The sequence below is a fragment of the Mucilaginibacter sabulilitoris genome (genome assembly GCF_034262375.1).
Classification (GTDB): Bacteria; Bacteroidota; Bacteroidia; order Sphingobacteriales; family Sphingobacteriaceae; genus Mucilaginibacter; species Mucilaginibacter sabulilitoris.
Genome location: NZ_CP139558.1, coordinates 2,465,286 through 2,487,523 on the forward strand (window position 1 = coordinate 2,465,286; position 22,238 = coordinate 2,487,523).

A 22,238-nucleotide genomic window follows, 5' to 3' on the forward strand; every position below is an offset into this window, starting at 1 on the left:
AACTACTGTTTAAAACAAATTTAGGGCTGCGGCTTTATATTCTGCAAATCTTTGTAAGTTTATATATCAAATTATAAACATGAAAAAATTAGCCACTGTATTAATCCTCATACTATGTTCCGCGCTTTTTGCCTGTAAGGGGAATAAAAGCCAAGCCGATGTGGTTAAAAGCGTGAGTCTAAAATTTACCGAACTGGGCAGGCAAACCATTATTAGTATTGATTGCGATAAATTTGATTACTACTTTCCCGAAAGTAAGGTAAGAACGTTAACCAAAAACACCGCTATTGATAGTTTGATGCAGATACTAAACACCATGAAACGGGCCGAAGACGGGTATAAACCAGATGTAAGGGGCAAAATATTTATTACCCATGCCAGCAACGCTACAGACACTCTTTGCGTAGGTGTTAAGGTGCTAAATTATAAAGGTGTTACTTATGAAACACCTCAGGACCTGCTGCGGCTTATACAGCAGTAATCTACTCCGGAGTTAAGAAATGATATATTACAACATACAAAAAAGGCAAGCCGCAGGGCTTGCCTTTTTTGTAAATAATGTGAGGCTTAAAATTAAGCGTAAGTAACGTTTAAAGTAAAAGGTACGCTTAGCGCTTTTGAAATAATGCAGTTTGCTTTGGCATCTTCGGCAATTGCTTTGAATTTAGCCTCGTCAACACCGTCAATAGCTGTTGCTTTTAGCTCAAGATGGATACCTTTAATTTCCAGAGCCTGCATATCCAGATCGAGGATAGCGTCGGTTGTTAAATCGCCGGGGGTAAAGCCTGCTTGTGACAGGGCAGCGCCAACAGCCATGGTAAAGCAACCTGCATGTGCGGCCGCTATCAACTCTTCCGGATTGGTACCAACACCATCGGCAAAGCGGGTTTTAAATGAATACTGTGTTTTGTTTAATACGGTGCTCTGGGTAGTAATTTCTCCCTGACCTGCTTGTAATGTGCCATTCCAATGGGCGTTTGCTGTACGTTTCATAAGTTGGGTTTTTGTATTTAGTTTATAGTTTATTGTTGATAGTAGTATAAATGCGATTGATGGCTATGAACCCTGAACTATCAGCCATTAACCAATTACCATTTTGCCCGCTCATACTGAACAGGCCATTTTATTTCCTGATCAAGCGTATGAGCAGCACGAAGTGCAAAATGAGGGTCGCGCAACATTTCACGAGCCAAAAACACCAGGTCAGCTTCACCTTCCTGTATAATTTCATTAGCTTGCGATGGTGTCGTGATTAAGCCTACCGCACCTGTAAGTATACCACTTTCTTTTTTTATTTTCTCTGCAAATTCAACTTGATAACCTGGTTTTAACGGTATTTTAGCATTGGCTACATTTCCGCCGCTGGAGCAGTCAATCAAATCAACACCTTTACCCTTTAATATGTTTGCCAGGGCCACAGAATCATCGGCAGTCCACCCGCCCTCAGTCCACTCGGTTGCCGAAATACGTACAAACAGCGGATTTTCTCCAGGCCAAACTTCCTTAACGGCTGCAACAACTTCGAGCATTAAACGTATGCGGTTTTCAAACGAACCGCCGTATTCATCTGTACGTTTATTACTAATAGGTGAAAGAAACTGGTGAAGCAAATAACCATGAGCGCCATGTAATTCTATTACCTTAAAGCCCGCAGCAATAGCCCTGCGCGTTGCGGCTTTAAAATCGGCTTTTATTTTTTCAATACCGGCTTTATCAAGCTCAAGCGGAGTTTCTTCACTGTCAATAAAGGGTATGGTGCTCGGGGCTACGGCTTTCCAGCTGTTTGTTTGGTTTGATGGTATTTGCTTACCGCCCAGCCATGGTTGTACATGGCTGGCTTTTCGCCCTGCGTGTGCCAGTTGTATCCCGGCTACAGCTCCCTGCGCGTGTATAAAACCGGTTATCTGTTTTAATTTTTCAATATGCTCATCCCGGTAAATACCCAGGTCGGCAAAAGTTATCCGGCCCTCAGCCGATACCGCAGCAGCTTCGGTAATGATTAAACCCGCTCCGCCAACGGCTTTACTGCCCAAATGTACCAGGTGCCAGTCGTTGGCAAAGCCATCTTCGCTGGAGTACTCGCACATGGGCGATACCACTATGCGGTTTTTTAATTCGATGTTCTTTATTTTTAAAGGCGAAAATAGTTGTGCCATATTTTATTTTTTTGTAAATATGGTGAGTAACGCCATTAACTGCTTCATGGTTTTGTAAAATACTTAGGAGCTTAAAGCTGAAGGCTAAAAGTATAAAGCTTTTCATTTACTTCTGGCTTTTAGCTTTCAGTCTTTTGCTTCCGGCCATTAATGTACCCTTCCGCGTTCTTCCTCATTCCCCGTATCGCGTTTTTGAGCGTTGGTCTCACCGCCAAAACGATAACTTACCCCCAGCAGCACAAACCGGTTGAGCTGAAAATTGGTGAATTTATTTCTAATACCATTAATAGTTGTAGTTACTGCCGAGGCGCTACTCCTGAAGGCATCATTAAGGTTGAGGCTGATGTTTAGTTTCTTTTTCATGGCCAGCGCGGTAAAGCCTACATCCAGCTTATAATAAGGATCTGAGCGGCCAATATGATCAACCTCCGGAAACTGGTACCAGAAGTTTATGGCCATGGCAAAAGTTTTGTCGGTATTAAAATATGCAGTGTTGTTGGTTGCCAGGTAGGCGCCATACCCGCTTACGCTTTTGATATAACCAAGGCTGGAATGCGCATCGGTGTGATAAAAGGTGGCCTGGTTATTATTATCAAGCCAGGAGAAGGGGTGCAACGACAAGTTTTCGGAAATGCCAATCCTATAGGTTTTAATAAAATTAAGCGGAATGGTAAAAACCAGGTTGGTATCGGCACTGGCTACGGTTACGTTATTAAAACCGTTGTCGGTAACGTTTAAAAACATACCGGAGGTAAGCATATTTTTATAGGTATGTGAAATCTCCAGATTGCTGTTGTATTCGGGTTGCAGGAAAGGATTACCCTCGCCATAGCTGTAAGCAGTGAACAACGATTTAAATGGGTTCAGGTTCCAGAACGACGGGCGGTTTATCCTGCGGCCAAAGCTCAACGAAAAACTGTTGGCAGTATCTGCCTGGTAAGCAATTTGTACCGATGGGAAAAGCCTCAGGTACTTATTGGTGTTGGTTTGGTTAAGCGTGTACGACGTGCCCTTAGTTTCGGTATATTCGGCGCGTAAACCCGCCTGGTATTTCCACTTATCTTTTTCCTTGCTCAGGTTTACGTACAAAGACTGCGTATTTTCAATATACCTGAACTCATTGCTCAGATTGGTATTGTAAGTTAGTTTATCGTTTTCATCTTTGTCATAATAATAAGCGTTGCTGTAATTATTAATAAAACTAAGCTTGCCGCCGAAGGTCACTTTTGCAAATGCGGTAGGTATTTCTGCGTCGGCTTTAAAGGTATATACGTTAATTAATTGCTTGTTGGTATCAAAATAACGGGTATTGTTTGCAGGGATAACCTCACCGGACGGCAGATAACTGTTACTTTCAAAATCCGACCGGTCATTACGATTATAGTTAAAATAATCGGCATTAAGTATCAGCTTTTTGCCTGTAGTATCAAAATTGATAATGGCATGGGCATTACCAGAATTGCTGAGGGCTATGGGATGGTAAGTGGCATAAGTTCTTAACGTTGAGTCGAGGCCGCCGCTGTTGTTATAGATTGGATTATTCACATGGTCTGATCCATCGTACACGCTTTTGCCGCCCAGGTAAGATATGCCTATGGTGATTTTGGGGCTTACCTTGTAATCAACGCCTGCAATAATATTAAAGTTATGTCCACGGTAATTACCGGTATCTGTTTGCAGCCAGCTTTGATTGGGGTAAAAAACATCGGTTTCAAAGCCTTCCAGTTCGTGGTCATGATCCATACTGAGGTTGGCGTAAGCCGACCATTTATTGGCATTATAATTCAAATTCGCACTTCCGGCGGCAAGCCAATAATTGCTGGTTCCAAAAACATTGGCAGGGCTGTGCAGCGATTGCCTGTCGCTCAGCTGCACATTGCCCGAAAAGCCTTGTTTAGTACTGTGTTTAGTAGTGATGTTGATGAGTCCTGCATTTCCATCGGCATCATAATTGGTAGATGGATTTTTGATCAGCTCAATCTTCGAGATTTGATTGGCCGACATGGATTTTAAATAGCGTACCAGATCGACCCCCGCCAATTGAACGATGCGGTCATTAACCATTACCTTCACTGCGCCCTTGCCAACTACCCCGATTTCGTCGCCATTAACCTTAATGCCCGGAACTTTACTTATAGCTGTAAGCGCATCGGTTCCAGTAGCGGTTACGCTGGTTGATACGTTAAAAACCAACTTTTCCTGATTGTTCTCAATGGTTGCCTTATTGGCTGTAACCACCACTTCGCCAAGTTGGGTGTTGGAGGTTTGCAGCGTTATGTTAATCGTGGTGTCGGTATTAAGCGAAAAGGCCGACTGGAATTTTTCATAACCGGTAAACGCTATGGTAAGCTGGTATTGTCCTGCAGGCAGGTCTTTAAAAGTAAAATTCCCTGCATCATCGGTTTGTAACGACTGATTTTTTTGGTCGCTTGTATTAAGCAAACTTACCCCGGCGTAGCCCAGAGGGTGTTTTGATGCATCAGTTACCGTTCCGGTAAGTTTTATTTGAGCCGACAGGCTGCTGTATAAAAAAGTAAAGAGCAGAAGTGTAAATGCTAATCTCAAATTTGGGCAGGTTTTAAAATTTGTTAATTATAAGCAAACAAACGGGAAATGAGAAATGTGATGCGAACTCACCCCATCTGCGCTTCGCCAGGCGACCTTCCCTTCGGCTCCGCCGTAAAGAGGGTAGCTTCTTCCAACCCTCTCCAAAGGAGAGGGCTTTAAAAGACTTAGAAGGGCTTGCTATTCCAAAACAATACTTAAATTACAACTGTTAAGGCTGCTTTATGAATTAACAAATTAACCGATCTTAATTTGACTACATATACAACCCTTATTATCCTCAGCGGACTGGTTATATTTTCATACCTGTTTGATTTACTGGCAGGTAAGACCAAAATCCCTTCGGTTATTTTATTGCTGTTGCTGGGTATCGTCCTCAAGCAAATTGTAGATTATTTTGCTATTCCTATGTTTAATTTTTCGATGATACTGCCGGCATTGGGTACGCTTGGTTTGATATTAATTGTATTTGAGGGGGCATTGGAGCTGCGTTATAACAGTCAGAAAAATACTATTATCAAAAAGGCATTCTTTTCGGCATTAAGCATTATGCTGCTGAGTGCGGTAGCCATTACCGGCATTATATACTACCTCACCGGCGAAAGTATTTATAAGTGTTTTGTGAACGCCATACCATATTGCGTGGTAAGCTCTTCCATAGCTATCCCATCGGCATCTAATCTGGTTAAGAGTAAAAGAGAGTTCATTATCTATGAATCATCTTTCTCTGATATACTTACTGTGGTGCTGTTTAATTTTTTAGTTCGAAATCCTAAAATTGATGTGATCTCATTTGCTAAGCTGGGAGCCGAACTTGGCGGAATTATCATAGTGGCTATTTTATCGTGCCTGTTGCTGCTTTATATAATAGGGCGTTTAAAGCATCATATCAAATCGTTTTTGATCATATCATTGCTCATTCTGGTTTATTCTATCGGTCAGTCGTACCATCTCTCGGCTTTAATTATAGTGCTGGCGCTGGGACTGTTCCTGAACAACGCCAGTCAGATCCATTTCGGCTGGTTCAGGAAACTGTTTATTTATCCAGCCTTTCAACACGATATTAAACAATTGTACCAGCTTTCGGCCGAAAGCGCTTTTCTGATGCGCACCTTCTTTTTTATTGTTTTTGGATACACCATGAACATACATGAGCTTAACGATATCCCCGTTTTATTAACCGCAGGGGCCGTTTTGTTGTCTATTTACCTGGTAAGGTTTTTGTATATTAAACTGGTATCAAAAACCGACCTGATGCCCGAACTGGTAATTGTTCCGCGCGGATTGATCAATGTATTATTGTATTATAACCTGCCCGAAAATTTAAAAATACCGCAGGTGGGGGCGAGCCTGTTGTTTGTAATAGTATTGGGTACCAGTATTATTTTGAGCCTGGGTTTGCTGGTCACTAAACGGCATCCGGCAGGTAATAACCAGGAATTTCACGATGTTTGATAAAAATGATCAGCAGCAATGACCACTATTACAACCCGCCTGACAACCTTTAATGATATACCGGTATTACAGCAATTGATAGCTGCGTCGGTGCGCAGCTTAAGCATTGGCTATAATACACCCAACCAGATAGAAAGCGCCATAAAATACATTTTCGGTATTGATACGCAACTTATTATTGATGGCACTTATTATGTGGCTCAACTTGGTGAAACCATAGTAGGTTGCGGCGGATGGAGCAAACGCAATACCCTGTACGGCGGCGACCAGCATAAAGATGTGGAAGACCCTTTACTTGATCCTGAACATGATGCCGCGAGGATACGGGCATTTTTTGTACATCCGGATTATTCAAGGCGAGGGATAGGCCGGCTGATGATGGCGGTGTGCGAAAACGCGGCACAAAGCAACGGTTTTAAAAGCTTTCAGTTGGGCGCCACGCTGCCTGGTGTGCCGCTTTATGAAGCGATGGGTTACCGCCCGATAGAAAATATAAACCAGCCGATGCCCAACGGTGAAGTATTACCTATTGTTAAAATGCATAAGGCTTTATAGAAGACTTCTAAAACTCGCAGGCGGGAACGTGAGTCTATTAACCGATGTACAAAACTCTCTGTAATTCCGTTATAGTATAACCATATCACAACTTGCCACCATGCTTAAAAAAACACTTCTGCTTGTATTTATATTGATAACCTGCAAAATAGCCATTGCCCAAACCGCAGATGAAGTATATGATAAATTCACTGATTTTAATTTAGCCCTGTTGCAAAATGAGCATGATAAAGCGCTTGACTTGGGCGAACAAATATTACCCGACACAGCTAAATTATTGCCAAAGGTACGCACCAGTTTCTACAATGGTTTGGCGAAGTTGTATGAGGACGATAGTCAGAGCTTAAAGGCTATCGCATATTATAACCGCGTGGTTGCCGCTGAGCCTGATTATTACGTGGCCCATCGGGCCCTGGGATATTTATATATTAAAGACATCTCTGGTAAGCCTGCCAATGAGATAGTTGTAGATGCGGCCTATATCAGTAAGATTAGAAAAGCCTTGCCTCATTTAGAAAAAGCGCAGGCCTGCGATCCGGATGATCAGACGCTTAACCTCATCAAAATACTTCACCGTAACATAAAAGATCAGCGCGGCATTGATACCCTGCCTGCAAGGCTCAACCAGTTAAAGAAAAACTGTGTGGATGTTTTGAGTAATCAGTAAATGTCAGATTATTTCTGCCTGAAACTATCGCCAATAAACTCAAGGGCGTCGGTAATGCCAGTGCGCCAATAGGTCCAGGTGTGGGCGCCATCGCGTATCCGGAACTCATGAGGCACCTTTTTTTCGGTAAGGGCAATATGCAGCAGGGAATTGCCCTTGCTCAGGGCATCGTCATCGCCGCAATCAATCCAGTAGCATACATCATTAAGCTCATCGGTGCTTTTACTCTGCACCAAACCCAATATCGAGTAGCTTTGCCAGGTGGCATTTAAACGTTCTTTCCCTTTAAGATTTGGTCCAAATACCTTGCTGTATACTTCATCCCAGCGCACATCAGGTATTGCCATAAAATCATCATCAGTACGTACGCCAGCACTCAGTGCTGCCGCGGCCGAGAACATTTCGGGGTGTTTTAAACTATAAACCAGCGTACCAAAACCACCCATGGATAAGCCCGCTACAGCACGATATTGCTTGCTCGTTTTTATGCGGTAATCGCGCTCAATATCTGGTATAAACTCCTTAAAAAAGAAATCCTCATAATTTTGCTTGCCATCGTAGGAGTTAATGTAAAAGGTTGTTTGCGCATCGGGCATAACAATGATCATCGGCGGGATTCTTCCTTCGGCAATAGCCTTATCGGCATAACGGTTAACCTCACCAAACTGGAGCCAGCCGGTGTGGTCATCGCCATAACCATGCAGCAGGTAAACTACCGGGTAATTACGGTTTGATGTTTCATAATCAGCAGGCAGGTAAATGGTGTATTTAACATTGTGCTTTAAAATGTCGCTTTTTATATTTTGCTCTTCTATCACTTTACCAGCAGGCTGTGCAAAGGCTATGCCAGCCGAAAGAAAAAAGCAAAGCAGTATCAGTTTTTTAAGAATATTCATAGGTTGCCGTTATTTGAAATTATTTTTGCCTGAAACTATCTCCAATAAACTGTAGGGCATTGGTAATGCCAGTGCGCCAGTAGGTCCAGTTGTGGGCGCCATCGCGTACCCTGAACTCGTGAGCTACTTTTTTCTCCATCAGGGCAATGTGCAACAAAGAATTGCCTCTGCTCAGACCATCATCATCACCACAATCAATCCAGTAGCGCACGCTGCTCAATTGCTCGGTGGTTTTACCTTGTACCAGGCCAAGAACAGAATTATCCTGCCAAGCTTTGGTCAATCTGTCTTTACCCTTAAGCTCGCGGCCATATAACTGGCCGAATATCTTTTCCCAGTTGGCATCGGGCATATCAGTTATTTGTTCATCAGATAATACAGCTGCGCTCAATGCGGCCCCTGCTGCAAATAGTTGCGGGTATTTGAGGGCATATATTAAAGTGCCATAGCCACCCATAGATAAGCCTGCCACGCCCCGGTATTTTTTCTCGGTTTTTATGCGGTAAGCCTTTTCAATGTCGGGCATAAATTCTTTGATGAAAAAGTCTTCATATTTCTCTTTTCCGTCATAAGAGTTGATATACCAGCTCGAATCGGCATTGGGCATTACGATAACCATAGGCGGGATTGTGCCCTCGGCAATAGCTTTGTCGGCATAGCGGTTTATTTCGCCAAATTGAAGCCAGCCAGTATTATCATCAGTATATCCATGCAGCAGGTACACCACAGGGTAGCTACGGTTTGCCGTTTCATAATCGGCAGGCAGGTATATGGTGTACTTTACGTTTCGCTTTAAAATGCGGCTTTTAACGGTTTGTTCTTCTATTACCTTGCCTTGTCGCTGGGCAAATGCAGAGCTAACGGACAGTATGAAACAAAAAAGCAGAAGTTTCTGAGTGATTTTCATAGGTTTTCAACTGGCTGGTATCAGGTACCAATATATAAAAACATTTTCCTCATTAAAGAATTTTATAGCTTTCGCGTCCTTAATTGGAATATACGAATTATTAACAGGCGGTCACTAAAAATTAAGGGCCTTACTTTGTTCCGGATATATGAGGTTTAATTGTAGTTTGTTGGCAGCCTTAAGCTGCGCCTTAATTTTGGTAATGCTGCTTACAGGCGGCTTAAGGTGAGTAACCACAATATTTAATCCCTTCAATTCATCAGGGCTGGTGAGCGCGGCCAATTTGTCCATTTCGGCCATAAGCCAGTGAGGTGTTAAATGACCAAAAAGCGTTTTGTCGGGTTGCTCATTAGGGAACGATACTTCAATTAAAATGGCCTTTAGTTTTTTACTTTTTACCAAAGGCGCAATGGCCTGCCAAAGATTTTGCAGGTTATTGCTTTTTTCAATAGCATCTGGCCCGGTATCACCTAAGTACAAAATGTAATTATTATTACTGTTTACTAAATAAGCGGTACTGATAAGGTTAGAGTGACTAAGCGGAAATGCCCATACTTTAAGATCAGTGTTTTCAATAGTAGTTTCGGTGCCGGGTACAAGTACCTGGTAGTGGTATTTTTTTAAGGCAGGAGTTTCGCCCTGATCTGCGAAGTTTGCCCAGCTTTCCCAGGTAAAATAGTGGGTTTTGATGGTTTCAATGGTGCTTTGCAAACCATAGATGTTTTTGGTACTATCCTCGGGTGAATTGATGATGAGGCCGGCAATATGGTCGAGGTGAGCATGTGATATAAAATAGCCCTTGATGTATTGGTTTAATACCTTATCGCCGGGAACAGTAAAAACTTTATTGACTGCTGCTTTTTGAATACCATAGTGTAGTGTGCCGGCATCAAGGCATATATAATTATTGCTGCCGGTTGGAGCCAGCATGTAGGCTGATAAATTGCTCTCATCGATACCACCCAACACACCCAAAGGAACGAGCCTGAACGCCGGATTGTTTTTTGACTGCGCCAGCATGAGCAAAGGCAGCAGGATATTTAAAATGACCAATACAGTTTGTTTACGATACATTCTGGTGTGTTTTTAATGGCGGACTTTGCTTTGTAAGTCACTAAATTAGTGATATACTGAACAATTAAGCAACCCGCTGTAATGTGTTTAAAAATGATAACGCGTTTTGAGGCAACGGGTGCAAAAGAATTTTTTTAAAGGCAGCCAAAAGAAAACCGTTTTAACGATCAGACCTCTTTTACGACGGATGTTGAGAATTTCTTTACACTTTTTGCACCGGTAAATAGGTCGCGGCGGGGTAGTAACGAGTTGCATTAGTTTAGGGGACATTAGTGACCCTAAAACTAAAAATAAATGCCCTAACTTTAAAAGAGAACTTGTTTTAAAGCTGTTAATTTTTTGTTAAGAAAAGATTATTCTACCTTTAACTCCGCGGCAGCGGCCTTCTTATATTCGTAATCGCCGCCAAGCAAATATCCCCACGGTTTCAGGCTTTCAATCCGGTCAAATATGATCTTGAAAATGGCAATTACCGGTATTGATAAAAACATGCCCGATAAACCCCATATCATTTCGCCTAATATAATGCCTATAAATGATATTAGGGCGTTAAGTCTTACTTTGGAACCAACAATTGTAGGTAACAGGAAATTAGCATCAACCGCGTGTATGGTTATAACACCTCCAACTACAAATAAGGTTTCCTTTATGTTTCCCGTGGCAAATGTTATCACGGCGCTTAGCAGCAAAGCAGTAAATATCCCAATATAAGGTATAATATTAAACAAGCCCACAATAATACCCAACAGCGCTGCATACTTTATTCCTATCAGCAGGAAAATACTAATAGCTACGGCTGCCACGATCACCATCTCCAGGAGCAGGCCAAGAATGTATTGCCTTAGGATGGATTGAATATTCTCCACAATATCCATCACAACATGAGTGTTTTCATCGCGGAAAACCCAAATGATAAAACGGAGCAGCAAGCGCCGGTAAAGCAATATAAAAAAGGTAAATATCATGATGAACACATAAAACAGCATCAATGACGAAATAGCCCCGAAAGTGGTGCCTAATACTTCGGTACCTGAGGCCATGATCTTTTTTGCTGTTTTATCTACATATGATAACTGATTGGCGGCGTTTACATTGAAAGTGCTCTGTATCCATTCCTGCAGATCATGCAGCGATTGTTTAACCTGATTTTGAAGCATGGGCCAGTCACTTGCCACATTTGATATTTGCGAACCTACCAGATATAATATGCCAAAAACCAATGCTACTAATAATAGTATAGACACCAGGGACGACGCGCTGCGTGGCAGGCGGCATCTTTTTTCCAGGAACTCCGAAACCGGTAACAGCAAAATGGCAAATATGAAACCAAAGACCATAGGGTCGAGCAAATCTTTACCTATAATAATGAGGTAGCCGAGTGCCAGAAATCCTATTAATGTTAATGCAAGTCGTTCATAAAATGGGGCTATCAGTTTTTTCGCGGGCATATCAGTTGGTTCAGTGTTTTTCAGTTGGTAACATACATTGGTATCAGATGTTTGAAGTTAAACAATAAATGGATACAATAAATTATCGTTTCATTTTTTATTGTTCTTTATTTCTGATGCTGCCCTGAACTAAAAGCTATTTAAATAATTTTTTGGCAGTTTTTTTGTCTTAATTAATTTATCTACTTAAAACTAAAAATTATGGCAAAGTATTCAGAAAAAGCAGGGGAGAAGGTTGAAAAAACCATGCACGAAATGAAAGAAGGCAAATTGAAGAGCGGTAGTGGTAAAAAAGTAACCAGCAAAAAACAGGCTGTTGCTATTGGCTTATCAGAAGCACGTAAAGAAGGCGCCAAAGTGCCTAAAAAGAAAAGTTGAAGTTTGTTTTAAACAAACTATGTCGTTCTGAGCGTAGCGAAGAATCTGCTCGCTGAATGGATTCTTCGCTACGCTTAGAATGACAAATTGATATTTGTTTTTATGTTAATGTTGAGTGAACGCGTCCATAATATCCATTAATACTATAGCCTCTTCAATAGCACAGGGGTTTGGCCCTTCATTTTTAAAATAAGCGACTATTTTTTCAATCATCGGTTGCTGTATGTGCTGCGGGTGCTGAAAAGTTATGGTTTCATCTTCAGTGTCTGTTTTCCAGGTTACATAATTACCAAAAAACGGGAAGGTGATTTTACCTTCAGTTCCTATAATTTCGCAGGTATCGGTTGTTTGATTCTCTGCTACATTAAAACACCAAGACCCATTTACCACTACCTTGTTCTTAAACAGTATTTGTCCGCAAACATGGTCATCGGCAGAAGTGGAGTTTGATTGATTAAGCGAAAAGCCATGATACATCTCAGGTTCGCCAAAGTAATATAACATCAGATCGAGCTGATGAGGTGCCAGGTCATGAAAATAGCCGCCCCCCGATAATTCAGGCTGTACACGCCAGTTGTCCTCCGTTTTGGCTATCAATTCGGGTTTGCGGCTTTGCCACATCCTGATTTGTACGGTGCGGATATCGCCAACTTTTTTCTGGTCTATAAGTTCTTTAATTGCCAGGAACATGGGTACAGCACGGCGATAATGAGCAACTGTTAATTTGGAGTTGCTTTGTTTTACGGCTTCGGCCATAGCCCTGGCTTCGGCAGCATTGCGGGTAACGGGTTTTTCCACATATAGGTTGAGCCCTTTTTGCAAGGCGGCTAAAGCATATTCTAAATGTGAAGCAGGGGGAGTGGCTATGTATATGGCGTTTACACCGGCCTCATCCATTAGTTTATCAGCGTCGTTATACCATTGGCTTACCTGGTGTCTTTGTGCATAATCGGCGGCTTTGGCACCATCACGGCGCATCACTGCCACCAGATCACTGCCAGCTATTTTTTTAAACGCCGGACCACTTTTTTTTTCAGTCACGTTGCCGCAACCTATAATACCCCAATTGATATTGCTCATAAGCCTCCTCTAAATCTCCCCCTTTGGGGGAGATTTTATAATATGATTAATAATGATTATAATTTATCTGCTGATTAAGCTGCTAATATCGTTTCTATCTGGCTTAGTTCATCGGTAGAGAACTCAATATTGTCCAATGCTTTCAATGAATCGGCCAGTTGCGCAGCGCGGCTTGCGCCAATTAAAACCGAAGTTACACGAGTGTCTTTAAGCAACCAGGCCAGCGCCATTTGAGCCAGTGTTTGTCCGCGTTTAAGGGCAATATCATTCAGCTGCCTTACCTGATTTATCCTTTCGTCGGTTACCTGGCTTTTTTGCAGGAACCCGGTTGATTTTGCAGCTCTTGAATCTTCGGGGATGCCGTGCAGGTATTTATCGGTCAATAAGCCTTGTGCCAATGGTGAAAACGGTATACAGCCTACGCCTGAATTACCCAAAACTTCCAGTAAACCACCTTCAACCCAACGCTCAAACATAGAATATTTAGGTTGGTGGATAAGGCAAGGCGTGCCCAGATCTTTTAAAATAGCGATAGCCTTTGCCGCCTCTTCAGCCGGGTAGTTGGAAATACCGGCATATAAAGCTTTCCCCTGACGAACAATGAGGTCAAGCGCGCTCATGGTTTCTTCCAGTGGTGTTTCAGGATCCGGACGATGATGGTAAAATATATCTACATAATCTAACCCCATACGTTTCAAGCTCTGATCTAAACTGGCAACCAGGTATTTTTTTGATCCCCAATCGCCATAAGGACCATTCCACATGGTATAACCGGCTTTGCTCGATATGATCATTTCATCGCGATAGCCACGGAAATCTTCTTTTAAAATGCGGCCAAAGTTTTCTTCGGCTGAGCCCGGAGGCGGCCCATAATTATTAGCCAGATCAAAATGGGTTATCCCGCTGTCAAAAGCCAGATGTAAAATTTCGCGGTAGGTTTCAGTTACATCTACATGGCCGAAATTGTGCCACAAGCCCAGTGAAATAGCCGGAAGTTTAATACCGCTATTACCACAGCGGCGATATTGCATTTTTTGATATCTGTTTGCTGAGGGTACGTATGTCATATAAAATATGTGGGGATTATATTGATTTTGTGAGAAGTAAAAATAGAACTTTATATAAATAACGGAAGTAAATATTTTGTTAGGTTAAGAACGGCCAGGCATGGCTTCAATATGATTTATCAGCATTTGCTCTTTGGCCCAATCTCTTAAAACTGATAAAAATGGAAGCAGCTCGCTACCTGTGCCGGTGAGCGTATATTCAACCCGGGGAGGTACTTCAACATACACCTTACGACTAATCAGTCCGTCGTCTTCCAGCTCCCTTAAGGCCTGGGTAAGCATTTTTGATGTTACTCCGGTCACTGTTTTACGCAACTCACCATATCGTAAAGTTCCAACCCTCAATCGCCAAAGAATACGGCCTTTATATTTGCCGCCAATGCGCTGAAATGCATAGTCAATTCCACATTTGGGTGCCGGCCTGTTTACTTTTTTATCCATTATATTAAAATAAAATAGTTGATATACAGCATGGTAACTTATTTGTAAGCAGGCTACTTTTTTGTGCCTACTTGATAAAGGTACGTAGCAAATATAACTTTGATATATGAAAAGAACCTTGATATTGATATTTTCTATTTTTAGCAGCCTGCCTGTTCTTGCGCAAAAAAACAATAGCTTATCGCCTAACTCCACCGCTGTGGATATTGCCGGAACATATACATTAGTTGCTGTTGATAATATATTGGCAGACGGCAGCAGAGTGCATTTGTATGGTGATAGCCCGCAAGGTTTGCTCATTTTGGATAAAAACGGTAATTATGCGCTACAGATATTTAGTGCGGACAGGGCTAAATTTGTAGCAAACGACAAAAGTAAAGGTACTGATGAGGAGAACAGGGAAGCTATAAAAGGCAGCAATGCTCATTTTGGAACTTACAACATTGACAAGTCAGCAGGCACGATCACCTTCTATATTAACCATGCTTCGTTCCCTAATTGGGAAGGCACACAGCAAAAACGCCCCTTTACATTTGCTGGCAATATTTTTAAATATATTGTCCCGGCGCCAACTACCGGAGGGGCCGTAACCGGAGAAGTGGAATGGAAACGGGTGGATTGATCAAATCATACTATTTCTGCCACCACAAAGGTGCTGCCCCCAACAAAAACCAGATCGTTATCGCCTGCATTGGCCTGCGCCGATTGCAGGGCCGCCTTTACCGAGATGTAAGTATTTCCGTGTAAACCAAATTCTTCAGCTTGCAGTTTTAAGCTTTCAGCATCCAGACCCCGGGGAATATCCGGCTTGCAAAAATAATAGGTGGCATTGGTTGGCAGCATGGCCAAAACTTTGGTGATGTCTTTATCGTTTACCATACCCATCACAAAATGTAAATGCTTATGATTAGTTGCCGCAATATTTTTTATTACTTCCTGAATGCCGTCGGGGTTATGGCCGGTATCGCAAATGGTTAGCGGCTGCATGTTTAATACCTCCCAACGGCCATGCAGCCCGGTAAGGGTTTTTACTTGCCGCAAAGCGGTTGCTATATGATTATCAGTTATCACAAAACCCTGCATACGCAGCTCATCAACTGCCGATAAAACGGTTTTTATATTTTTTTGCTGGTAGATGCCGGTAAGGTCAAGCTTTAAGTAATAGGTTGTGAGTTGCGAGCAATGGGTTATTGTAAGCTCTGTGTACTCAAATTGTGTTTTTGAGTTTTGATTTTTAACTTTTGAATCATCCCCAATCGTCCATTCGTCCGATGCAAATTTAATATTGCTGTCTTGCTGTTTAGCTTTATCAATAAAAACCGGTGCAATCTCGGGCTGGTTTTCACCTATAACAACCGGGATGCCCGGTTTAATGATGCCCGCCTTTTCGCCGGCTATGAGTTGCAGGGTGTTTCCCAGCATGTTCATATGGTCCCAGCCTATATTGGTGATTACAGAAAGGAGCGGGGTGATCACATTGGTGGAGTCGAGCCTACCGCCAAGGCCTACTTCAACAATGGCTATATCAACCTTTTCCTTTGCAAAAACATCAAAGGCCAACGCTACTGTCATTTCAAAAAACGATGGCTCTATCTCATCAAAATCAGTTTGATGACGGGCCACAAAATCAATAACGGTTTGCTCGCTGATCATTTGTCCGTTTACCCGGATACGCTCCCTGAAATCTTTTAAATGTGGTGAAGTGTACAACCCGGTTTTATACCCGGCCGTTTGTAAAATGGCAGCCAGCATGTGCGATGTAGAACCCTTACCATTGGTACCGGCAATATGAATACTTTTAAACTGATGCTGTGGGTTGCCCAGTCGCTTGCAAAGCTCAAGTGTATTGGTCAGGTCTTTTTTAAATGCAGAAGCCCCATCACGCGTAAACATGGGGAGCTGAGTATATAAATATTGGATGGTTTGCTGGTAGTTCATAGATCATGGTTGATGGTTCACAGTAATGCTATAAAGAACCATCATTAAAGCAAAGGTAATACGGATGTGTTGGAAAGAGACACTGCTAAATGTAATATTCTTTTGCAGTTAATAATTATATGCACATTTCAATTTACGCGGGCCGGTCAGCAGGGTAGCCATGGTTGCTTCTGAAAGCTTTTCTTTCGTTGGTGAAATCCCACCATTTTTTGGCACTATCAGGATGATTGGCATAGTGTACTATCAGCCGAAACTGATCTTCTAAACAAGGGTCAATCCGATGACCTATCGCTTTTTCATAATCATTCAATAAATCTGATCCTGTTTTATCCTTGAGCGAAGTCAGGTTATAGTATCCCAGCAACATCAGGTCATGAGCAAACCGGATCCCTACAGACGGGATACTTTGAAATTCAAATAATGCGGACAGCGTTTTTGCTCTTTGGGGACTGGCATTTACAACGGTCGCTATTTCGTCTATAGCAAAGTTTGAAACGCTTTTTAGCGTAATGCCTTTAGCTCTTAATAGTTGCTTTTCAGTGGCAGTAAATTCAAAATCGATATTTTTTTTAATGGCTGTCATTTCTGAAAACGCAGGACTGAACACTAATTCACTTTAAATACAAACACTACCGTACCCGTTTGCGTATCGGGTGCGGTATCAAGCGAGGTGATCCTGGCGTTTTTAACGGCATTCTCGCACTTTTCAATCAGGTTAAAATCAGATATGGTAGTGCCGCGGGTTGCCTTGGCATAGGTTACATTACCCGCTTTATCAACGTGTATTTCAATTACTATTTTACCGGTGAAACGGTTACCATCGTCAACATTGGGTTTGCTAACAAAGTTACGCGCCGACAGGTTGAGGTTACCGCCGTTACCAGAGCCCGTACCGTTATAATTATTGGTAAGTGTTGTACCTGTAGGTTTACCTTGGTTACCCGGGGTACTGCCCGTTCCGTCGCCTTCGCCGGTACCGGTTGTAGCTTTGCCTTTATATAAAGCATTTTGATTTACGGTAGGTTTTGGTTGCGTTTTTACCGGCTCAGGTGTAGCAACCGTGTTTGATGGTTTTTTTGTAGGCGCGGCAACTTCAGGCGCATCCTCTGTATTTTGCGTAACTACAGTTTTATCGCTGCTTTGCGGCGTGGGTTTTTCTTCAGTTGGTTTTTCGTGGGTGATCTTATCAGGTTTTGTATTGTTGGCTTTTTCTGCAACAGAAGGTTCCTCGGTGCTCATATAGTCGTTTCCCGTACCTTCATCAACGGTCCCGTAGTTTACAAGTATCCCCCCGGTTCCTTCCTCTTGTTTCGGCGGATTTTGAAACACAATAAAATAACAAGCAGCTATTAACACAGCCAAAATAATGCCTGTTGCCAAAAACGCTTTCGGATAGTTATTTTCTTCCCTGTATTCCATTTTATTTTAGTAGCAATATTCAGTACCAAGTAGTTAGTATCAAGTATCAAGATTTTTTTGGTATTAACCTTTTGAGGGTCGTGATACTTGATACAAATTACTTCATACTACTTAGGTTCCGTCGCCAAAACCAGTTTGATGTTTAATTTTTGTGCTATATCCATTACCTGTACCACATCTTGTATGGCTACAGTTTTATCAACATATAAAACAATGGTTAGTTCTGTTGCCAGCGTTTTATAGCCCGATAAAGTAGTTTGCAGGGCATCCACAGGAACTTCCTTTTTATCAACGTAATATCGCAGATCTTTGGTTACCGATACCGTAATTGTTTTTTTTGATACCGACTGACCGCTTGACGATTTTGGCAGTACCAATTTAATAACGTTTGGGTTGGTAACTGTAGACGCGATAAGGAAGAACAAAAGCAGGAAGAACATAATGTCGTTCATAGCCGATGTGTGTACCTCTGCCGACGCCCCCCTATGTCTTTTTCTTAAATTCATTTGCTTGGCTCCTCTAACAGATCAATAAATTCAATAGCATCGGTTTCCAGGCTTAATATCACTTTATCAACCATCATGTTTAAAATGTGATAACATACATAGGCCACAATACCCACCATAAGGCCCGCGGCCGACGTTACCATTTTTACATATAAACCGCCAGATATAACACCCATACTGATGTTATCTGTTTTTGATATATCGTAAAATATTTTAATTACACCCGCAATGGTACCCAGGAAACCGAACATGGGCGCAATACCGGCAACTATACCTAAAATACCTATATTTTTCTCCAGTTTTGATACCTCGAGTTTGCCTACGTTTTCAATGGCGCCTTCAATATCTTTTATAGGCCTGCCAATACGCAGTAAGCCTTTTTGCAGCATACGGCCAAGCGGCGAATTGTTATTTCGGCAAAGTGCTATTGCCGACTCCAGGTTGCCTGAATGAATGCTTGAACGCACTTGCAGCATCAGGTTAGCCTCGTTTTTGGAAGCCTTGCGGATAGTGAAATAACGCTCAAAAAATATCACCAGGCCCAAGACAGCTAAAATACCTATGGGCACCATTACCCAGCCGCCCTTTATTAACAGGTCGCCAAAGCGTAATTCTTCGGGTTGTGTGGTTATTGGTTGGGTGATGTGGCTGGCTGTGTCTGCAAGGTGTTTAGCGGTATCTGCTATTTGCTGTATTAATAATAACGTCATTTCTTTTGGTTAATAATTTGGGTGTAAGAGTCTTTTCTTAATTTTCCTGATTTTACTAATTTAAGTCTTAAGGTTTCGCCTTCTTTATAGGTATTAAAATGGCCAATAACTACTTTTATAAGTTTGCCGGTACCCGGGCCGTTTAGGGTTCGGGCATCAATGCCAATACTTTTATAGTTTTTAATAGCCAGATCACTTGTAGCCTGTTTTTTAAATGAGCCGGCAAATATAACATATTCAGGTACTGCTGTTGTATCAGTAGTATTTGCCGCTGTTTTATCTAACGCTGCATCAGGTTTAGAAATTGCCTTTGAAGGCGTATCCAGCACCGGAGGGGCTGTTTGGGTAGTATCGGGTATAACCGTATCGGCTTTTGTTGTTGGTTGATCTTTAGGTTGCTCGGCAGCCGTTTTGGTTGCCTGCTGATCAGCGCCAAACAAAGCAGGATTGTATTTATAAAGACCGAAAACGGCAACAGCGATCACTACTGCAACAATCAATACAATTGCCCAAACATTTACAGAGCGCTTAACTTCTTCAGGTTCTTCTTCAACATATTCCTGGGGCTGCCCTTCTTCCGTAACCAGCGTTGCAGACATTGCCACCGGCAGCGGAGGCGGAACGGCTTTTTCAGGTTCCTGGTTTAATTTTTTAATGGCGATGGGGGCATAGCCGTAAAAATCGGGCCCATCACTATGTTTTTCCTGGGGTTTAAACGCAACCTGGCCCTGATCCATATAAAACCAGCCCAGATTTGAAAATGCAACCTCGTTAAAAGCAATCTCCTGCTTTAAAGCGGTAATATATTTCTCGGTGAAATATTTAGATGATGCCAGCGAGATCTTTTTCTTTTCGGCAATATATTGTACCAGGATATCATCTTCTTCTAACAGTTCGGGATTGAACTGTATCTGATAACCCGGTGGATAAAACTTGCCCTCCGCATCATTATAATAGCCATTTACGCGAACCTGTGCAAAGTGACCAAGGCCGGGTACGCTTACTTTACCATGCCTACCTAACAGTTCACTTAAATAATTGGCTATATCCATTCGTTAAAAATACGGTTAATTATAAAACATCAAAAGGCTTAAAAAGAATACCCAACGCCGCCAAAGATATTAAATCCGTAGTTAGGATAGTATAACCAGTTTGAATAACCTGTGTTCAGAATATTGTTTGCCTGTACAAATACCGATATTTTTTTGGTTGCTTTATATTCTACGCCACCGCTTACATCAGCAAACGATGCGATAGGTTTTTGAACCATTACAGAATTGCCTCCACCTGGTGCAATAGCAAATACCCTGTCATTTGTTGCTCCGCGGAACATTAATGAACCGGTAACGCTTATTTTATCGTCAATGTGGATAGTTGTTCCGGCCGTTAACAGGAATTTTGGCAGGTTCCATGGCTGCGCTTCGGTAGCCATTTTGTAGTCCTTAACCTCTACGCGGCCAAAAATATTAAAGTCATCACTGGCTTTAAAATCAAGTTCGCCGTTAAAGCCTGTTACACGCGCTTTACCATCGTCATATATCACTTTAAACTTGTTTACCTCGGTATCAAAGTTGCTTACAAACAGCGGCATGTTCTTGATGCTGTTACGGAATACGGCTGCCTTAAAGCTTAACCCCGGTGCAAGCGTTCCTTTTAAACCGGCGCTGATATCCAGCTGGTCAACCGAGTTCTTGATATCGATATTTTGACCTATGAACGGATTGATATTAGCAAAATCGCGAAGAGAGGAACGGTTAACATCGCCTTTGGCCTCTACAAACAAGCGTACGTATTTTGGTACTACCTGCACCTCTAACTTGGCAGCCGGGAAGATGTAAAACTTGCCAAACTCACCAAACTCTTTTACAATGTTTACACCCGCGTCGATTTTATAATTAGTACCCTGGAACTTAATGTACGGGTTAAGCCTTACAATATTATTGCTTATACTGTAAAGACTGTCTTTCTGGCTATTGATATCAAGGGATGCACTTAAGCCCGCATAAAACTGCTTAACGGTTTGGTTCAAAAAGCCTGAAATTACAAAGTTGTTTTCCCTGGCCTGGTACGCGTTGCTAAAGGCGTATCCTTTTACTTTTAAGGCGTAGGTAAAATCATTCTCTACATCCTTATAGTTTTTTGCCAGTTCGGCTTCGGCACCAATGGTATTGAAATGTTGTTTGCCGGGGATAAAGCTGGCATCAGGCGCTTGAGATTGATCATAGCCATAAAAATTGGTACCCAAACGGTTATAGGTGATACGACCACTGATGTTATTATCGCCGAGTATGCTTTTGCCAAATACACCTACATCATCGCGGCTTTGGCTTTGTTTTTCTAATGACCCAGATTGTGAAAAGTGTTTCAGATAGCCGCCAACCTGCAGGGCCTCATCGCGTCCGTTGGCAAAGTACGCTTCGCCAAAAAACGTTTTTAAATTTCCTATACCTGCTTTAACATAGTTGTTTTCAAGTATAGAATCCTGTTCAGGTGGTCTTTTCATCGCTTCCAGTTGCCTGATCTCAGAATTTTGCTCCTGTCTTTTATCCAAAGGAGCGTATACCAGTGGTGCCTTAAAAGGTACTTTATCTTCCAGATCAGGGTTTCGGCGTATTTTTACCGCATCGGCCAATACCGGTTTATAAGCCGTAGTAACTACAATCTCTTCAGAAAGACTGCCGCCGCTATCGGGGTTATTGTCTTTGCCTCCGCCTTTTTTGGTGGTATCGGCAGTAGCTTTAGCCGCCGCGTCGCCTAAGTTCTTTGATGCTGCCGTAGCGGTTTTTTTTGCAGGGGCAGTTGTTTTTTTAGGAGCCGGCGTTTTGGCCGCAGGCTTCTTTACTTTTTTGGTTGCTGCTTTGGTAGTCGCTTTTTTTACCGGTTTCTTTGTTTGCGCGTGTGCAGGAACAAAGTATAATGCTATTATTAAGGTAAGCAGCGTATATATGTACTTTAATTTCATTGCTTGTCTTTTTA

Annotated in this window: 23 protein-coding genes; 6 read left to right on the top strand and 17 right to left on the bottom strand. The window is 42.2% G+C overall.

The genetic code is table 11. The annotated features are described in order from the left end of the window. The first annotated feature begins 79 nt into the window (after positions 1-79). Positions 80-481, top strand: coding sequence for a hypothetical protein (locus tag SNE25_RS10605; protein ID WP_321565072.1), 402 nt, complete (start codon positions 80-82; stop codon positions 479-481). Positions 482-573: 92 nt separating this feature from the next. Here the strand turns inward: SNE25_RS10605 and SNE25_RS10610 are convergent, their stop codons facing one another. The 3 genes from SNE25_RS10610 to SNE25_RS10620 form a co-directional block, all read right to left on the bottom strand. Then, complete coding sequence (locus tag SNE25_RS10610; RefSeq protein WP_321565073.1) at positions 574-993, bottom strand: OsmC family protein; 420 nt, start codon at positions 991-993, stop codon at positions 574-576. Positions 994-1,088: 95 nt separating this feature from the next. Further along, the gene (gene namA / locus SNE25_RS10615) at positions 1,089-2,156 is read right to left on the bottom strand and encodes an NADPH dehydrogenase NamA (protein WP_321565074.1); all 1,068 of its coding nucleotides are present in this window, start codon (positions 2,154-2,156) and stop codon (positions 1,089-1,091) included. Positions 2,157-2,303: 147 nt separating this feature from the next. Continuing rightward, positions 2,304-4,721: an outer membrane beta-barrel protein gene (locus tag SNE25_RS10620; RefSeq protein WP_321565075.1), complete on the bottom strand. Its 2,418-nt coding sequence runs from the start codon at positions 4,719-4,721 to the stop codon at positions 2,304-2,306. 252 nt (positions 4,722-4,973) lie between these two features. Between SNE25_RS10620 and SNE25_RS10625 the strand changes: the two genes are divergently transcribed. The 3 genes from SNE25_RS10625 (at position 4,974) to SNE25_RS10635 (ending at position 7,398) form a co-directional block, all read left to right on the top strand. Then, on the top strand, positions 4,974-6,176 hold the full coding sequence (locus SNE25_RS10625) for a cation:proton antiporter domain-containing protein (protein ID WP_321565076.1): 1,203 nt from the start codon (positions 4,974-4,976) through the stop codon (positions 6,174-6,176). 18 nt (positions 6,177-6,194) lie between these two features. Continuing rightward, complete coding sequence (locus SNE25_RS10630) at positions 6,195-6,731, top strand: GNAT family N-acetyltransferase (RefSeq protein ID WP_321565077.1); 537 nt, start codon at positions 6,195-6,197, stop codon at positions 6,729-6,731. Between the two features lie 100 nt (positions 6,732-6,831). Continuing rightward, on the top strand, positions 6,832-7,398 hold the full coding sequence (locus SNE25_RS10635; protein ID WP_321565078.1) for a hypothetical protein: 567 nt from the start codon (positions 6,832-6,834) through the stop codon (positions 7,396-7,398). 8 nt (positions 7,399-7,406) lie between these two features. Here SNE25_RS10635 and SNE25_RS10640 read toward each other — a convergent pair whose 3' ends face one another. The 4 genes from SNE25_RS10640 to SNE25_RS10655 all read right to left on the bottom strand — a co-directional run bounded on the left by SNE25_RS10640 (position 7,407) and on the right by SNE25_RS10655 (position 11,723). Further along, positions 7,407-8,294 (bottom strand): alpha/beta hydrolase, encoded by an 888-nt coding sequence (locus tag SNE25_RS10640; protein ID WP_321565079.1) that lies wholly within the window; start codon positions 8,292-8,294, stop codon positions 7,407-7,409. A 19-nt stretch (positions 8,295-8,313) separates the two neighbouring features. Next, on the bottom strand, positions 8,314-9,201 hold the full coding sequence (locus SNE25_RS10645; RefSeq protein ID WP_321565080.1) for an alpha/beta hydrolase: 888 nt from the start codon (positions 9,199-9,201) through the stop codon (positions 8,314-8,316). A 114-nt stretch (positions 9,202-9,315) separates the two neighbouring features. Continuing rightward, complete coding sequence (locus SNE25_RS10650) at positions 9,316-10,275, bottom strand: 3',5'-cyclic-nucleotide phosphodiesterase (RefSeq protein WP_321565081.1); 960 nt, start codon at positions 10,273-10,275, stop codon at positions 9,316-9,318. Positions 10,276-10,628: 353 nt separating this feature from the next. Beyond that, the gene (locus tag SNE25_RS10655; protein ID WP_321565082.1) at positions 10,629-11,723 is read right to left on the bottom strand and encodes an AI-2E family transporter; all 1,095 of its coding nucleotides are present in this window, start codon (positions 11,721-11,723) and stop codon (positions 10,629-10,631) included. Positions 11,724-11,924: 201 nt separating this feature from the next. Between SNE25_RS10655 and SNE25_RS10660 the strand changes: the two genes are divergently transcribed. Next, positions 11,925-12,101: a DUF6496 domain-containing protein gene (locus tag SNE25_RS10660; protein WP_167516215.1), complete on the top strand. Its 177-nt coding sequence runs from the start codon at positions 11,925-11,927 to the stop codon at positions 12,099-12,101. 105 nt (positions 12,102-12,206) lie between these two features. Here SNE25_RS10660 and SNE25_RS10665 read toward each other — a convergent pair whose 3' ends face one another. The 3 genes from SNE25_RS10665 to SNE25_RS10675 all read right to left on the bottom strand — a co-directional run bounded on the left by SNE25_RS10665 (position 12,207) and on the right by SNE25_RS10675 (position 14,689). Continuing rightward, complete coding sequence (locus tag SNE25_RS10665; protein ID WP_321565083.1) at positions 12,207-13,181, bottom strand: Gfo/Idh/MocA family protein; 975 nt, start codon at positions 13,179-13,181, stop codon at positions 12,207-12,209. Positions 13,182-13,255: 74 nt separating this feature from the next. Then, positions 13,256-14,248, bottom strand: a complete 993-nt coding sequence (mgrA, locus tag SNE25_RS10670; protein ID WP_321565084.1) for an L-glyceraldehyde 3-phosphate reductase — start codon at positions 14,246-14,248, stop codon at positions 13,256-13,258. Between the two features lie 84 nt (positions 14,249-14,332). Continuing rightward, entirely contained in the window at positions 14,333-14,689 is a 357-nt protein-coding gene (locus SNE25_RS10675; protein ID WP_321565085.1) for a winged helix-turn-helix transcriptional regulator, read from the bottom strand. 106 nt (positions 14,690-14,795) lie between these two features. Between SNE25_RS10675 and SNE25_RS10680 the strand changes: the two genes are divergently transcribed. Beyond that, a complete protein-coding gene (locus tag SNE25_RS10680; protein ID WP_321565086.1) occupies positions 14,796-15,311 on the top strand; it encodes a lipocalin-like domain-containing protein in 516 nt (171 codons plus the stop codon). 5 nt (positions 15,312-15,316) lie between these two features. On the opposite strand, the gene SNE25_RS10685 is transcribed toward SNE25_RS10680, so the two are convergent. The 7 genes from SNE25_RS10685 to SNE25_RS10715 form a co-directional block, all read right to left on the bottom strand. After that, entirely contained in the window at positions 15,317-16,627 is a 1,311-nt protein-coding gene (locus SNE25_RS10685; protein WP_321565087.1) for a bifunctional folylpolyglutamate synthase/dihydrofolate synthase, read from the bottom strand. A 133-nt stretch (positions 16,628-16,760) separates the two neighbouring features. Then, positions 16,761-17,210: a helix-hairpin-helix domain-containing protein gene (locus SNE25_RS10690; protein ID WP_321565088.1), complete on the bottom strand. Its 450-nt coding sequence runs from the start codon at positions 17,208-17,210 to the stop codon at positions 16,761-16,763. Positions 17,211-17,233: 23 nt separating this feature from the next. Further along, the gene (locus SNE25_RS10695; RefSeq protein WP_321565089.1) at positions 17,234-18,046 is read right to left on the bottom strand and encodes an energy transducer TonB; all 813 of its coding nucleotides are present in this window, start codon (positions 18,044-18,046) and stop codon (positions 17,234-17,236) included. Positions 18,047-18,153: 107 nt separating this feature from the next. After that, on the bottom strand, positions 18,154-18,552 hold the full coding sequence (locus SNE25_RS10700; RefSeq protein ID WP_321565090.1) for an ExbD/TolR family protein: 399 nt from the start codon (positions 18,550-18,552) through the stop codon (positions 18,154-18,156). Then, complete coding sequence (locus tag SNE25_RS10705) at positions 18,549-19,262, bottom strand: MotA/TolQ/ExbB proton channel family protein (protein WP_321565091.1); 714 nt, start codon at positions 19,260-19,262, stop codon at positions 18,549-18,551. The genes SNE25_RS10700 and SNE25_RS10705 overlap by 4 nt, the downstream gene beginning before the upstream one ends. Further along, positions 19,259-20,314 (bottom strand): HU domain-containing protein, encoded by a 1,056-nt coding sequence (locus SNE25_RS10710; RefSeq protein WP_321565092.1) that lies wholly within the window; start codon positions 20,312-20,314, stop codon positions 19,259-19,261. The genes SNE25_RS10705 and SNE25_RS10710 overlap by 4 nt, the downstream gene beginning before the upstream one ends. A 38-nt stretch (positions 20,315-20,352) precedes the next feature. Beyond that, positions 20,353-22,224: a porin family protein gene (locus SNE25_RS10715; RefSeq protein WP_321565093.1), complete on the bottom strand. Its 1,872-nt coding sequence runs from the start codon at positions 22,222-22,224 to the stop codon at positions 20,353-20,355. Between the last annotated feature and the right edge of the window lie 14 nt (positions 22,225-22,238).

Coding starts and splice junctions, on each gene's coding strand:
- SNE25_RS10650 (WP_321565081.1), bottom strand. CDS start 10,275: ATGTATCGTAAACAAACTGTATTGGTCATTTTAAATATCCTGCTGCCT.
- SNE25_RS10630 (WP_321565077.1), top strand. CDS start 6,195: ATGACCACTATTACAACCCGCCTGACAACCTTTAATGATATACCGGTA.
- SNE25_RS10705 (WP_321565091.1), bottom strand. CDS start 19,262: ATGACGTTATTATTAATACAGCAAATAGCAGATACCGCTAAACACCTT.
- SNE25_RS10610 (WP_321565073.1), bottom strand. CDS start 993: ATGAAACGTACAGCAAACGCCCATTGGAATGGCACATTACAAGCAGGT.
- mgrA (WP_321565084.1), bottom strand. CDS start 14,248: ATGACATACGTACCCTCAGCAAACAGATATCAAAAAATGCAATATCGC.
- SNE25_RS10645 (WP_321565080.1), bottom strand. CDS start 9,201: ATGAAAATCACTCAGAAACTTCTGCTTTTTTGTTTCATACTGTCCGTT.
- SNE25_RS10635 (WP_321565078.1), top strand. CDS start 6,832: ATGCTTAAAAAAACACTTCTGCTTGTATTTATATTGATAACCTGCAAA.
- SNE25_RS10710 (WP_321565092.1), bottom strand. CDS start 20,314: ATGGATATAGCCAATTATTTAAGTGAACTGTTAGGTAGGCATGGTAAA.
- SNE25_RS10685 (WP_321565087.1), bottom strand. CDS start 16,627: ATGAACTACCAGCAAACCATCCAATATTTATATACTCAGCTCCCCATG.
- SNE25_RS10715 (WP_321565093.1), bottom strand. CDS start 22,224: ATGAAATTAAAGTACATATATACGCTGCTTACCTTAATAATAGCATTA.
- SNE25_RS10675 (WP_321565085.1), bottom strand. CDS start 14,689: ATGGATAAAAAAGTAAACAGGCCGGCACCCAAATGTGGAATTGACTAT.
- SNE25_RS10700 (WP_321565090.1), bottom strand. CDS start 18,552: ATGAATTTAAGAAAAAGACATAGGGGGGCGTCGGCAGAGGTACACACA.
- SNE25_RS10660 (WP_167516215.1), top strand. CDS start 11,925: ATGGCAAAGTATTCAGAAAAAGCAGGGGAGAAGGTTGAAAAAACCATG.
- SNE25_RS10665 (WP_321565083.1), bottom strand. CDS start 13,181: ATGAGCAATATCAATTGGGGTATTATAGGTTGCGGCAACGTGACTGAA.
- SNE25_RS10655 (WP_321565082.1), bottom strand. CDS start 11,723: ATGCCCGCGAAAAAACTGATAGCCCCATTTTATGAACGACTTGCATTA.
- namA (WP_321565074.1), bottom strand. CDS start 2,156: ATGGCACAACTATTTTCGCCTTTAAAAATAAAGAACATCGAATTAAAA.
- SNE25_RS10680 (WP_321565086.1), top strand. CDS start 14,796: ATGAAAAGAACCTTGATATTGATATTTTCTATTTTTAGCAGCCTGCCT.
- SNE25_RS10695 (WP_321565089.1), bottom strand. CDS start 18,046: ATGGAATACAGGGAAGAAAATAACTATCCGAAAGCGTTTTTGGCAACA.
- SNE25_RS10640 (WP_321565079.1), bottom strand. CDS start 8,294: ATGAATATTCTTAAAAAACTGATACTGCTTTGCTTTTTTCTTTCGGCT.
- SNE25_RS10690 (WP_321565088.1), bottom strand. CDS start 17,210: ATGACAGCCATTAAAAAAAATATCGATTTTGAATTTACTGCCACTGAA.
- SNE25_RS10605 (WP_321565072.1), top strand. CDS start 80: ATGAAAAAATTAGCCACTGTATTAATCCTCATACTATGTTCCGCGCTT.